At 70.5% G+C, this 12,080-nt stretch carries 11 protein-coding genes; 9 read left to right on the top strand and 2 right to left on the bottom strand.

Annotated elements, in window-relative coordinates; translation table 11 throughout:
- Nucleotides 1–27 precede the first annotated feature (27 nt).
- From ACIBO1_RS20375 to ACIBO1_RS20360, 4 genes are all read left to right on the top strand, one after another.
- Nucleotides 28–522: a winged helix-turn-helix transcriptional regulator gene (locus tag ACIBO1_RS20375; protein ID WP_396748699.1), complete on the top strand. Its 495-nt coding sequence runs from the start codon at nucleotides 28–30 to the stop codon at nucleotides 520–522.
- A 192-nt stretch (nucleotides 523–714) separates the two neighbouring features.
- A complete protein-coding gene (locus tag ACIBO1_RS20370) occupies nucleotides 715–1,737 on the top strand; it encodes a 3-oxoacyl-ACP synthase III (RefSeq protein ID WP_396748696.1) in 1,023 nt (340 codons plus the stop codon).
- On the top strand, nucleotides 1,734–4,310 hold the full coding sequence (locus tag ACIBO1_RS20365) for an alpha/beta fold hydrolase (RefSeq protein WP_396748693.1): 2,577 nt from the start codon (nucleotides 1,734–1,736) through the stop codon (nucleotides 4,308–4,310). The genes ACIBO1_RS20370 and ACIBO1_RS20365 overlap by 4 nt, the downstream gene beginning before the upstream one ends.
- Nucleotides 4,307–5,284 (top strand): NAD-dependent epimerase/dehydratase family protein, encoded by a 978-nt coding sequence (locus tag ACIBO1_RS20360; RefSeq protein ID WP_396748691.1) that lies wholly within the window; start codon nucleotides 4,307–4,309, stop codon nucleotides 5,282–5,284. Before ACIBO1_RS20365 ends, ACIBO1_RS20360 begins: the two co-directional genes overlap by 4 nt.
- 67 nt (nucleotides 5,285–5,351) lie before the next feature.
- Here the strand turns inward: ACIBO1_RS20360 and ACIBO1_RS20355 are convergent, their stop codons facing one another.
- Complete coding sequence (locus ACIBO1_RS20355) at nucleotides 5,352–7,529, bottom strand: S8 family serine peptidase (RefSeq protein WP_396748688.1); 2,178 nt, start codon at nucleotides 7,527–7,529, stop codon at nucleotides 5,352–5,354.
- A gap of 57 nt (nucleotides 7,530–7,586) precedes the next feature.
- On the opposite strand from ACIBO1_RS20355, the gene ACIBO1_RS20350 reads away from it, so the two are divergent.
- Nucleotides 7,587–8,402 (top strand): TetR/AcrR family transcriptional regulator, encoded by an 816-nt coding sequence (locus tag ACIBO1_RS20350; protein WP_396748686.1) that lies wholly within the window; start codon nucleotides 7,587–7,589, stop codon nucleotides 8,400–8,402.
- A gap of 232 nt (nucleotides 8,403–8,634) precedes the next feature.
- Entirely contained in the window at nucleotides 8,635–9,573 is a 939-nt protein-coding gene (locus ACIBO1_RS20345) for an NADP-dependent oxidoreductase (protein WP_396748684.1), read from the top strand.
- A 268-nt stretch (nucleotides 9,574–9,841) separates the two neighbouring features.
- Here ACIBO1_RS20345 and ACIBO1_RS20340 read toward each other — a convergent pair whose 3' ends face one another.
- Complete coding sequence (locus ACIBO1_RS20340) at nucleotides 9,842–10,213, bottom strand: metalloregulator ArsR/SmtB family transcription factor (RefSeq protein WP_350698278.1); 372 nt, start codon at nucleotides 10,211–10,213, stop codon at nucleotides 9,842–9,844.
- Between the two features lie 365 nt (nucleotides 10,214–10,578).
- Between ACIBO1_RS20340 and ACIBO1_RS20335 the strand changes: the two genes are divergently transcribed.
- From ACIBO1_RS20335 to ACIBO1_RS20325, 3 genes are all read left to right on the top strand, one after another.
- Nucleotides 10,579–10,842: a hypothetical protein gene (locus tag ACIBO1_RS20335; protein WP_396748682.1), complete on the top strand. Its 264-nt coding sequence runs from the start codon at nucleotides 10,579–10,581 to the stop codon at nucleotides 10,840–10,842.
- An 82-nt stretch (nucleotides 10,843–10,924) separates the two neighbouring features.
- A complete protein-coding gene (locus ACIBO1_RS20330) occupies nucleotides 10,925–11,488 on the top strand; it encodes an NYN domain-containing protein (RefSeq protein WP_396748680.1) in 564 nt (187 codons plus the stop codon).
- A gap of 123 nt (nucleotides 11,489–11,611) precedes the next feature.
- Nucleotides 11,612–12,052: a hypothetical protein gene (locus tag ACIBO1_RS20325; protein ID WP_396748677.1), complete on the top strand. Its 441-nt coding sequence runs from the start codon at nucleotides 11,612–11,614 to the stop codon at nucleotides 12,050–12,052.
- Nucleotides 12,053–12,080: the final 28 nt, after the last annotated feature.

The following is a 12,080-nucleotide window of genomic DNA, read 5'->3' as shown; positions in this document are numbered from 1 at the left end:
TCAGTTCGCGGGGCATCAGGAGGCTTCATGAGTGAGCATCGTTCGGACTGTCCGATCAACCTCGCCTTGGAAGTGATCGGGGACACCTGGTCGTTGCTGGTGATCCGCGACATCATGTTCGGCAATCGCCGCCACTTCCGCGAACTGCTCACACGCTCCGACGAAGGGATCGCGTCCAACATCCTCGCCGACCGGCTGCGCCGCCTCCTCGCCAACGACCTTCTCTCGCAAGCCCCGGACCCCCGACACAAACAACGACGCATCTATCACCTCACCGAGCGATCCATCCAGCTCGTCCCGGTGCTCGCGACGCTTGGCGCATGGGGGCGGCAGCACCTACCGGTAAGCCCCGAGCTCAGTATCCGAGCCCGGATACTCGACGAGGGCGGCCCGCACCTGTGGCACCAGTTCATGGACGAGTTGCGGGAGACGCACCTGGGCCAGCCCCGGCCAGCCGGCGCCACCTCGATCGCCGCCCAGTTGGAGGCGGCCTACCAGGCGGAACTGGCGCGCAGAGCCTGACCCGTCCGTGGTCGAGGCGGTAGGCCCAGCTGCGGGTCACAGTCGCCACTCGCGGGCGAATCGGCGGACCGCGTCATGTCGACGGGCGTGCGCGGGTGAGTGACGTTCGCCGCGATGCCGACTGACCGTTGGTGCGTGGGGGGCCGAGTGGATAACTTCGAGCCCTCAGGGTGGGCGACGGGCGGAGGCTGGATGACGCATGGCAACGCTGAGTATCGCTACGCAAACACGGCGATACTGTCGGTTACGGCTTTGGAGGCGCCGGTCATCGTCACCTCTGATGAGTTCGATGAGCAGCTGAGCGAGACCTTCCGGCGGCTGAGACTACGCCCAGGGATGCTTCAGCGGATCGCCGGAGTTCAGGAGCGGCGCTGGTGGCCGGAGGGTTTCGGATTCGCCGAGGCGGCGGCGACGGCCGGGGCCAAGGCACTGTCGGAGGCGGGTGTCGACGCGCGTGACGTCGGCCTGTTGATCAACACGTCGGTGTCCCGCGCGCATCTGGAGCCCTCGACGGCGGTCGAGATCCATCACGCTCTGGACCTGCCGCCGTCGGCCTTGAACTTCGACATCGCCAACGCCTGCCTCGGCTTCGTCAACGGGATCCAGGTCGCTGCCAACATGATCGACGCCGGGCAGATCCGGTACGCGCTGATCGTGGCGGGCGAGAGTTCCCGCGAGGCCCAGCAGGTGACCATCGAGCGGTTACGGAGGTCCGACTCCACCCGCGACGACGTCCGGGAGCAGTTCGCCACGTTGACCCTCGGTTCCGGCGCGGCCGCGATGGTGTTGGCCGCCGCCGGCAGCCATCCACAGGAACACCGGCTGATCGGCGGTGTGAGCAGGGCGGCCACTCAACATCACCAGTTGTGCGTCGGGGACAACACGCGGATGCGCACCGACGCGAAGGGCCTACTCGACGCGGGTGTGGACCTCGCGGAGGCGACCTGGGCGCATGCCGAGTCGTGGGGTTGGCAGGACATGGACCTCTACGTCATGCATCAGGTGTCGGCGGCGCACACGCGGGGCGTCGCCGAGCGGCTTGGCCTCGACCATCGGAGGGTCCCGGCGACGTTCCCGCTGTGGGGAAACGTGGGCCCGGCGTCGCTACCGATGACCCTGGCCCAGCAGGCTGGATCGCTCCAATCCGGGGACCGGGTGTTGTGCATGGGGGTCGGTTCCGGCCTGAACACGTGCGCGCTGGAGGTCGTGTGGTGAGCAGCCGGCAGGAGGGGCCACCGCTGGGGTTGCCCGGTCTGGACAGTGCGTGGTCCCGGTGGGTCACGGCGACGGACAGTCAGGGCGTGGAGCGCACCTGGCATGTCCTGGACACCGCCGCTGCGGACTCGGACAGCGCGATCCAACCCGTGGGAACGCTGCTGTGCGTGCACGGCAATCCCACCTGGTCGTACCTGTGGCGGCACCTGCTGGCCCGGTTCCAACGGGCTGACGCTCCCCGGTGGCGGGTGGTCGCCGTGGACCATCTGGACATGGGGTTCTCCGAGCGCACCGGCACCGTACGCGGGCTGGCGCAGCGGATCGACGACCTCACCACGGTCACCGACGCGCTCGGCATCACCGGGCCGGTCGTCACAGTCGGGCACGACTGGGGCGGGTCCATCTCCTTGGGTTGGGCGCTGCGTCACCGCGACCAGCTGCGTGGTGTCGTCCTGACCAACACTGCGGTGCACCAGCCGAGTGGGTCGCCGGCGCCCGCACTGATCCGCCTGGCCCGACTACCCGGTGTGTTGCCGACGGTGACCGTGCGGACGCAGACGTTCCTGCAGGCCACCCTCGCATTGGCGAACCCGTGGCTGCCGAAGCCGGTCCGCGAGGGCTATCTCGCCCCCTACCGTGGTGAGGACCGACGGGCGGCGATCGGCGGCTTCGTCGCGGACATCCCGCTCGGTCCCGAGCACCCGAGCTGGCAGGCGCTGCAAGAGGTCGCGCAGCATCTGGACACGCTGGCGGGGATACCGGCACTGCTGCTGTGGGGGCCGCGCGACCCGGTCTTCGGCGAGGTGCACCTGCGCGACCTGCGCCACCGGCTGCCGCACGCACAGGTACACCGGTTCGAAGGCGCCGGTCACCTGCTCGCCGAGGACGCTGATGTCGCCGGTGCGGTCGCCCAGTGGCTGGTCGACCTGGACCGCCGGCCCGCCGAGCCGATCGCGCCACCGGAACCGGCGGCGCCGTGGCGTCCGCTGTGGGCGGCGTTGGCGGAGCGTGCCGAGGACCAGTCGGTCGCTCTGGTGGAGCTGGCGAACAACGGTCGGCAGATCAGCTGGTCGTTGCTGTGGCGACGCATTCAGGAGATCGGGGCCGGTTTGTCGGCCTCCGGAGTGCGTCGCGGCGATCGGGTGGCACTGCTCGTACCGCCCGGCGCCGATCTGACCGCCGCCGTCTATGCGTGCCTTCGCATCGGTGCGGTGATCGTGGTAGCCGATCCCGGGCTGGGACTGGGCGGTATGAGCCGAGCGCTCCGCAGCGCCGACCCCTCGCACCTCGTCGCCATCGGCCCCGGACTCGCTCTCGCCCGCGCCCTGCGCTGGCCCGGAAGGCCGCTCGGGGCCGGACCTGGCGCCGCCGTGCTGGGGGCGCTCACCCTGGGCAAGCTGGCCCGCCTCGGCGCCGACGTCCGGGACCTTCCGGCCCCGCCAGACCCGGACGACGACGCGGCCGTGCTGTTCACGTCCGGTTCCACCGGGCCGGCGAAGGGTGTGGTCTACACCCACCGCCAGCTCGCCGCGATGCGGGACGCGCTGTTCGGCCTCGGGATGAACGCCGACGCCGGAATCGTGGCGGCCTTCGCGCCGTTCGCACTCTTCGGACCGGCTCTCGGCACCCCGTCGGCGATCCCGGACATGCGGGTCACCGCCCCACGAACGTTGACCGCCGCCGCTCTCGCCGAGGCGGTGGCCGCAGTCGACGCTTCGGCGGTGTTCGCCTCACCGGCCGCGCTACGCAACGTGGTCGACACCGGCGACGGGGTGGACGATCGCCAGCGCACCGCGTTGGAGGACGTGACATTGCTGCTGAGCGCGGGCGCGCCGGTGCCCGCCGCGCTGCTCACACAGACGCGAGCCTTGATGCCCAAGGCGCAGCCGCACACGCCCTACGGGATGACCGAGGTCCTCCCGGTCACCGACATCACCCTCGACGAGATCGTCGAGGCCGAGCCGGGTGACGGTGTCTGCGTCGGCCGGCCGTTGCCGGGTGTTCAGGTGGCGATCGCGGCCCTGGACTCGACCGGTACGCCGTCCGAGCAAGCCGGTTGCGCTCCTGGGCTGACCGGCGAGATCCTGGTCAGGGCCGGGCATGTGAAGGATCGGTACGACGGGCTCTGGCTGACCGAGCGGGACAGCTCCCGCACTCCCGGATGGCACCGCACCGGCGACGTGGGCTACCTGGATCCCGAAGGCCGGCTCTGGGTGCAGGGTCGACTGGCCCATATCCTGCTCACCTCCGACGGCGTGCTCGCCCCGGTCGGCATCGAGCAGCAGGTCGAATCGGTGCCGCAGATCGCGCGAGCTGCCGTGGTCGGTGTGGGACCGCCCGGTGTGGCGAAGGTCGTGGTGATCGCCGAGACCCTGCCCGGGACCCGCCATGCCCGACTGGCTAGCCGAGACCTGGCCGACGCGGTACGTGCCGCGACCGTGCCACCGGTCGCGGCCGTGTTGGTGGTCCCGTCCCTGCCCACCGACATCCGCCACAACTCGAAGATCGACCGCACGCGGCTACGGGACTGGGCGGAACGAGTGCTCGCCGGCGGGAGGGTCAGCGGACTGTGAGAATCCTGGTCACCGGTGCCAGCGGCATGCTCGGCGGTGCCACTGCCACCGCGTTGCGGAGGCGTGGCGACGAGGTCCGCGTCCTGCAACGTCGACCCAGCGGCCTGGCCGGGGTCGACGAGCGCCGCGGCGACATCACCGACCCGGAAGCCGTCCGGGCGGCTGCGGAGGGGGTCGACGCCGTGGTCCACCTGGCCGCGAAAGTGTCGATGACCGGCCCGTGGCGACAATTCGAGCACATCAACATCGGCGGTACGGCCACCGTGCTCGCCGCTGCCCAGGCAGCCGGCGTGACGCGATTCGTGCACGTGTCCTCGCCGTCGGTCGCTCATCATGGCACCGGTCTGGTCGGTGCCGGAGCCGGCGCAGCCGACCCCGAGCGGGCCCGGGGAAACTACGCCCGCAGCAAGGCCTCGGCGGAGTCGCTCGCACTGGCCGCCGACTCGCCCGACTTCGCCGTGGCGGCGATCCGCCCCCACCTGGTCTGGGGACCGGGTGACACCCAGTTGGTGGGCCGCATCGTCGAGCGGGCCCAGGCCGGCCGGTTGGCACTGGTCGGCCAGGGGACCGCCCTGATCGACACGACGTACGTGGACAACGCCGTCGACGCCCTCGTCGCCGCGCTCGACCGGGTGCCCGAGGCGGACGTACACGGGCAGGCCTTCGTCGTGACCAACGGCGAGCCACGGACGGTGTACGAACTCGTCGAGCGTATCTGCGTCGCCGCCGGGACAGCGCCACCGAGACTTCGGGTACCGGTGGCCGCAGCGAAGGCCGGCGGCACCGCAGTGGAGTGGCTGTGGTCGGCGCTTCGGCAGACCGACGAACCACCCATGACCCGGTTTCTGGCCGAGCAGTTGTCCACCGCACACTGGTTCGACCAACGCCGGACCCGAGAGGCACTGCGCTGGTCACCGCAGGTGACGCTGGATGAAGGCTTCGTTCGGCTAGCTGCGGCGTACCATCCACACTGAGCCGGTTCCATCGTGGTCGAGGGGGCCTGAGCAGGTAGGCAAGGGCGCGTCATTGCTCTAGCTCCCGTCAGGACGGAAGCAAGGCGGCGCGAACCGCTGCCGGGGCGTTCACCAGGCCGGCACCGGCCGCACCGCAGCCAGTCTCCGGCCCGGTCACGGGCGTCGCCGTGGAGTTCAGCAGCGCCCGGGTCCGGGGGAGGTCGCCGATCAGCGCCGGGGCCGCCGACCACATCAGCGCCACCACCCCCGCCACCTGCGGCGCCGCCATCGACGTGCCGGACATCTCGCCGTACCCGCCGCCCGGCAACGCCGACCTGATCCGGGCGCCCGGCGCGACCAGGTCCGGCTTGGCGCCCGGTCCCCGGCTGGAAAACGCCGCCACCGCACCCGCGTGGTCGGTCGCGCCGACGGTGACCACATCCGGGTACGGCCCCGGCGGCAGGTTCACCGTCGCGCAGCCGGGCCCGCTGTTGCCGGCCGAGGCGACGACGAACGTCCCGGCGACCGCGAACGCGGCGGTGGCCGGGACGAACGTGGCCAGGTCGCAGCCTTCGACCGCCGGGCAGTTCCACGAGTTGGTCAGCACCTGCGGACCACGGCCAGGTCGCCCGTCCGCGATCGGATCGCCGCCGACCGGGAACGGCGCCATCATGAACTGCAGGCAGTCCAGGTAGCGGGCCGGGCTGCTCAGGTTGCGGTCCATGTTCACGCAACCGACCCATTGGGCGTCCGGCGCCACCCCGATGCCGCCACCTACCGCCGAGCCGAGCGTGTGGGTGCCGTGGCCGCCGTGATCGACCGGTGCCCGGGTGCCGTTCCATGGATCCAGCCAGGAGTCGTCGCCGCCCCGAAAGTTCGCGGACAGCGCTGGATGGGTGCCGTCCACCCCGCTGTCGGAGGCGCCGACGACCACGCCGGCGCCTCGGACCCCCAGCTCGGACCAGACCCGATCAGCCCCGATCGCCGTGATGTTCCAACCGTCGCCGGGCGTCGGGTCGACCGGGCCGTCGTCGGTGTCGCGCGGCAGAGGCAGGGGCCGCAGGTGCGGGCTGAGCAGCACCCGGTCGACATCGGCTCGACGGTCCAGCCAGGGCCTCAGCCACGGGCCGGCGTCCACCTCCAGCGCGTTGATCAGGTAATACCGGGTGTAGCCGATTCCGAGGCGGTCCAGGTCGCGGCGAAGACCGGCCTGGGTGCGCTCGGCCTGCGCGACCAGCCGGCCGTGCACTTCGCTGGCCCGTGCGTCCCGGCCTGACAGGCCGATCCGCGAGGTATCGATATCGGACAGGTCGGCCTGGTCGGCGAGGATCACGAACAGCCGGTCACCATGGAACCCCGGCTGTCCGGCGCCGACGTACACCACCGTGCCGATCAGCAGCAGCGCTGCCGCGTACCCTCGCCCGGGAATCGTGAAGCGGAAGACCACGCCGGCCGTGACCGCGATCGCGGCCGTCCCCGCCCCGGCGATCGCGGTCCAGATCGGCACATCCCGGCCGGTCAGCATCACGGTCACCTCCTCCGGACCCACGAACGCCAGCGGCCCGAGCACGCCGAGTCCGGTCAGCACCCCGACCGCCAGCCGGCCGCGCATCCGGGCGACCGCGAACCCGGCCAGCGCCGTCGCGGGCAGCGCCAGGCTCGGACCTGGCTGACCCACACCAGCGGTGATCAGAATCAGACCAATACCGAGAACCACACCGTTCCCGGGGTACGCCGGGGCGAGCACCGCCGCGGCCAGCCACCCGACCGCGCCCGCCGCGATCACCGCCAGCGCCGTCTCGACAGGCCCGCCGAGCGCGCCCACCCACAGCCAGGGCAGCAGCAGGCCCACCCCGGCGACGATCGCGGCGGGCACGGTCCGGTATTCGGCCGGCCGGCGGTTCCGCGCGATGAGCGCGCCCAGCGCAGCCAGCACGGCGAGCACCGACAGATAAAGCTCGTGCTCGCCAACCGGCACGATCCGGGCCGTGCCGAGCACCAGGCCACCCGCTGCGGCCCACACCCAGACCCGGGCGACCGCGTCCCGCCTGCGGACCGCGAGCAGCACGGACGGCATCGCGGCCAGCACCGCGCCGAGCGCGCCGTAGGCGACTGCGGTCCCGCCGCCGGGCTGTTCCCCGGCCGCCTTGACCGTATCCTGCCCGGCCTGCCACGCAAGCCACTGCGCCGCCACACTGACCGCGACCGCCCACACCCCGGCCCCGGCCACCCGCCACGACTTCATCACCCGCGGAAGGTACAACATGGACGGTCGGGGTCCGTGTCGGAGCTGGCTGTGGTCAGCTTCGGCGTGATCGCCCACGTGGTCATCGCCGAGTCCGGTCTGCGGTGGCGGCATCACCGCGGCGGTCCCGCCTACGCACCGGCCCACGCGTCCGGGCGTCGGCGTCGCGCTGCGGCGTACACCACAGAAGTGGAATATCTCGTTCCACTTGATACGGTGAGGTTCATGCAGGAGTCCGTGGGATCGGGCCGGGCGCTGCGGCGTGATGCGCAGGCAAACCGGCAACGCATCATCGAGGCCGCCCGCCAGACGTTCGCCACGCGCGGGGTGTCGGCGACCTACGACGACGTGGCCCAGCAGGCCGGCGTCGGTGTCGGCACCGTCCATCGGCGCTTCCCGACCAAGGAGTCGCTGCTCGCGGCCGCTCTTGAGGAGCGCTTGGAACGGCATGCGTCGGCGATCGAGGCGGCACTGCACGCGCCGACCGGCTGGGACGGCCTTGTGCGTTTCCTGTGCCGTGCTGCCGAGTTGCACGCCACCGACCGCGGTGTCCGCGACGTCGAGTTGGGGGCGGGTTTCGACGAGCGGTACCTGGCGCAGATCCGTGACCGGATCATGCCGATCATCCGGCAGTTGGTCGCGCGTGCCCGCGCCGAGGGCACGTTACGTCCGGACGTCACCGCCGAGGACATCCCCGTGCTGCTGACCATGATCAGCGAGGTCGCGCACCACAGCCAACAGAGCCGTCCCGAGACCTACACCCGCTACCTGCGGCTGCTCATCGACGGTCTGCGCGCCTCGCCGGAGGCGAGCGATCTGGGCACGCCGACGACCGGCGCCGATGTCGACGCGCTGTTGCGGCAATGGCTGCCCGGTGTGCAACGACGGCACTGAAGTCGGGCGATCGGTGTCCATGCACCTGACCGTCCGCTCCGCGAAAGGCGCCTGGCATGCCGCCGGCCCGCCTGTCCGACCCCGCCGGGGACAGCACGCCGTCTGCCCCGACCAGGCAGACACCGACCGGATGTGGAGACCTTCATTGCGCGCGTATGAGTTGACCGGATTCGGCGGCCCGGAGGTTCTCCGCCTCGGTGACCGCAGCGACCCGGTCCCGGGAGCCCACGACGTGGTCGTCGACACCCGCGCGGTCGGCCTCAACCCGATCGACATCCTGCAACGCTCCGGCACCTTCCGGTTCGCCAACCCCGTCCGTTTCCCCGTCGTGCCCGGAAACGAGTTCTCGGGCGTCGTGTCTGCCATCGGCTCCGGAGTGACGACCCTGGCCGTCGGCGACGCCGTCTTCGGCCGTACCAACAAAGCACGCCTCGGTGCGCTGGCGGAGAAGGTCGCCATCGAAGCAGACCTGGTCGCGCCGATGCCGCGCACGCTCGACTTCGCCGCCGCTGCGGCCGTCCCGCTGGCCGGTACGACCGCCCTCCAGGCCGTCCGCGACGCTCTCGCGATCCAGGCCGACGACCGGCTGCTCATCACCGGCGGCTCCAGCGTGGTCGGCATGTTCGCGATCACCCTCGCCGCCCGCGTCGGCGCCCACGTGGTGACCACCGCCTCCGCCGCTTCTGAGCCGCTCCTGCGCAGCCTCGGCGCCACCGAGGTCATCGACTACCGATCCCGGCGAATCGAAGCAGTCCCGGGGCAGTTCACCAAGATCCTCGATCTCGTCGGCGGTCCACAGCTGACCGCATTGCTGGGGGTCGTGTCCCCGGGCGGCCGGCTCGTGACGGTCACCGCGACCCCGACGCCCGGATCGATCCGGCACGACTACCCGATGCCGGTCTGGCGCGCTGTAGCCCTCGACGCGGCCTTGTGGCTCGCCACACTCGGGCCCCGGGGACGCGCACGCGCCGGAGGCTTCACCTACCGTTTCCTGTCCATGCGCCCGAACGGACAGGACCTACGCGAACTCGGCGCGCTCATCGACAGCGGCGTCCTGCAGGTGAGAATCGACAGCGCCTACCGCTTCGACCAGGCAGTGGAGGCATTCGCCCGCGTCGAGACCCGCCGCGCCAAAGGCAAGGTCGTCGTCCTCACCGGGTCAGCGACCTGAGCCTCGACCCACGCACCGCCCGCTACGAGGATCCGGCCGCCGCGACCGCTGGCGCGACGGGCCACTGCCCGCGTGACGTGGTCGCGGGTGTGGTCGGTGGCATCGGCGTACCCGTCGACGACGTCGAGCTATTGCCGTCAATCGATGCGCCGGGCATGCTGTTCGCAGCGCCGCACAGCCAGGAGTTCCAGTGCCGGACGCACGCCGACCACGTCCGAGCCGCAGATCATATGCGCCGATGCCGCCACCGTCATGAGCAGAGAAGGGGTCAGCGGGTCTTCTTCGTTGCGCGTTTGCGGGGCGGGGTCAACAGGTCGGCGACCGCAGCGATGGCAGACGGCACGAGACGGTAATACGCCCAGACACCACGCTTGTCACGCTCAAGCAGACCAGCCTCAGTGAGAATCCGCAGATGATGACTCACCGTCGGCTGAGACAGCCCGAGAGGCTCAGTCAGGTCACTGACCGACGCCTCCCCCTCCGGAGCCGACTGAATCAGGCTGAGCAGTCGCAGCCGAGCCGGATCAGCGAAAGCCTTCAACACCCCCGCCAGCCGCTCGGCATCAGCACGCTCGAACGGCTCACCGGCCAGAGGCGAGATGGCGGGCGTCACAGTCTTCACAGTTGCCACGCCTTGCATCGTTGCAGGAAAACACATCAATCCGCTGGTGAACGAGGGCAGGATCACCCGGAGCTCGTGTGGCGGCCCCGCCGCTCGGGTCGATCGCGTGCCCAGCGACGACGTGGTGGCGAGGACCGGCGAGCGGTCCGAGAGCTCACGCTGCGCACCCTGCGGACTGTGCGAGCGGCTTCGGGTCGGCCGCTATGCGGCGACCGATATCGCACCGGTGATACCCGGTGCGACCATCGTGCTACCAGTTGCAGGGTGTCTCACCAGCGGTGCCTCATCCACTCTGACCGGCGTCAACCTCCTGTCACCCGACGCCTCCAGGCCCCAGGCCGGCGGAAGGGCACGAGTCCTCGTCACATCTGGAGCCATCGGTAGTGGACAAGTCCGGCCGTCGCGCGTTTTGGTATCACGTCATCCTTGCTGTGGTGTGCGCGGGCGGCGGGATACTCCTGTTCAACCTTGGGTATCGCACGTACCCGGTGGTGGCGCTCGTCGGCGCGACCGCCTGGCTGGGGATGGCAGTTCGATCCGCACGCGACACCGAAACGGCAGTTAGTGACGTGGAAGAAGGCCGGTGCGAGCACCGCGCCAGTATCCACACCGATTCCGTTCCCCCCTCGCTGGTGGGCATACCCTGACCACGAGCACAGCTTCCGCAGGCACGTCACACGCTCGGGCTCGACCGGTCCGCGCCCGCTGCTCGACCCGAGAGGTACTCCTATGCCCGACACGTCGGAACCCGTCACGTACCTCATCGTGGACGGGGAGAACATCGATGCCACTCTCGGCAACAGTGTTCTGGAGCGCCGTCCGGCACCTGCGGAGCGACCTCGGTGGGAGCGGCTACGGGATTTCGCGCGGGACACGTGGCAGCGGCCGGTGAAGGGACTGTTCTTCCTCAACGCCTCCGGTGGCGCTCTGCCGATGCCCTTCGTCCGGGCCCTCCTGAGCATGGACTACCGGCCCATCCCGCTCGCTGGATCGTCGGATCAGAAGGTGGTGGACATCGGCATCCAGCGGACGTTGGACGCCATCGCCCGACGCCCCGGCAACGTGATGCTCGCCAGCCACGACGGCGACTTCCTCCCGCAGATCGGGGAACTCCTGCGAGGTGACCATCAGGTCGCGGTCGTCGGGTTCAAGGAGTTCCTCAACGCCGGCTTCGCCGACCTGCCGGGCCTGCAGGTGTTCGACATCGAGGAGGACGCGGACTGCTTCACCAATGTGCTTCCGCGGGTTCGCATCATCGATCTCGAGGACTTCGACCCGGAGCGCTTCCTGTAAGCCGGACGGCATCCGCGGACCGGCTGACGGCGAGCACCAGTTCACAGGCGGACAAGCCGCGACTGATCGCTCGCCGTGGCCCGGGCTGTCGTTCGCCGAGGGTTGCCAGGCTAGTTTGCTCGGATGAGTTCTCTCGAAGACGTCGCAAGGCGTGACGGTTGGCGATGCTGGGTCTGCGACGAGTTGGTCGACCCGCACATGTCGGTGAACGACCCGCGTGGTCCCAGCGTCGACAGCCGTACCGCCGACAGGAAGGCCAAGGTCGCCGAGCGGCTCGCGCATCGTGCCTGCAACACCCGCAAGGGCGCGGTCAAGGTGGTCATCGCCTGGCCGGAGCGTCTGCACGTGGTGGAACCGGCATCGCTGATCGCCGTCGCCGAGCGACTCGAACGCAAGGGTGGCCGCGAGCTGGTCGCCCGCTGTCCAAGCCGAAAGGATGCCCAGGAGGCGGCGGAGTGGCTGGTCGACCGGCTCTACCGGCTGGTGCCCGGACTGCCGGTTACCGCGAGCGTCGACGCGGGCGGCGGACAATACCTCGTCGCCTTGGCCACCGGCCGCCGCTGACCGACTGCCCTGCTCGAAAGGCCGCGCC

This window comes from Micromonospora sp. NPDC049903, assembly GCF_044460945.1.
Classification (GTDB): domain Bacteria; phylum Actinomycetota; class Actinomycetes; order Mycobacteriales; family Micromonosporaceae; genus Micromonospora.
The sequence above is the reverse complement of the archived record's forward strand: the minus strand, read 5'-3'. Positions and strand labels throughout refer to the sequence as shown.

Excerpts from the sequence above, each read along its gene's own strand:
- ACIBO1_RS20375 (WP_396748699.1), top strand. The coding sequence starts at position 28 with ATGAGTGAGCATCGTTCGGACTGTCCGATCAACCTCGCCTTGGAAGTG.
- ACIBO1_RS20370 (WP_396748696.1), top strand. The coding sequence starts at position 715 with ATGACGCATGGCAACGCTGAGTATCGCTACGCAAACACGGCGATACTG.
- ACIBO1_RS20355 (WP_396748688.1), bottom strand. The coding sequence starts at position 7,529 with ATGTTGTACCTTCCGCGGGTGATGAAGTCGTGGCGGGTGGCCGGGGCC.
- ACIBO1_RS20340 (WP_350698278.1), bottom strand. The coding sequence starts at position 10,213 with ATGCAAGGCGTGGCAACTGTGAAGACTGTGACGCCCGCCATCTCGCCT.
- ACIBO1_RS20330 (WP_396748680.1), top strand. The coding sequence starts at position 10,925 with ATGCCCGACACGTCGGAACCCGTCACGTACCTCATCGTGGACGGGGAG.
- ACIBO1_RS20325 (WP_396748677.1), top strand. The coding sequence starts at position 11,612 with ATGAGTTCTCTCGAAGACGTCGCAAGGCGTGACGGTTGGCGATGCTGG.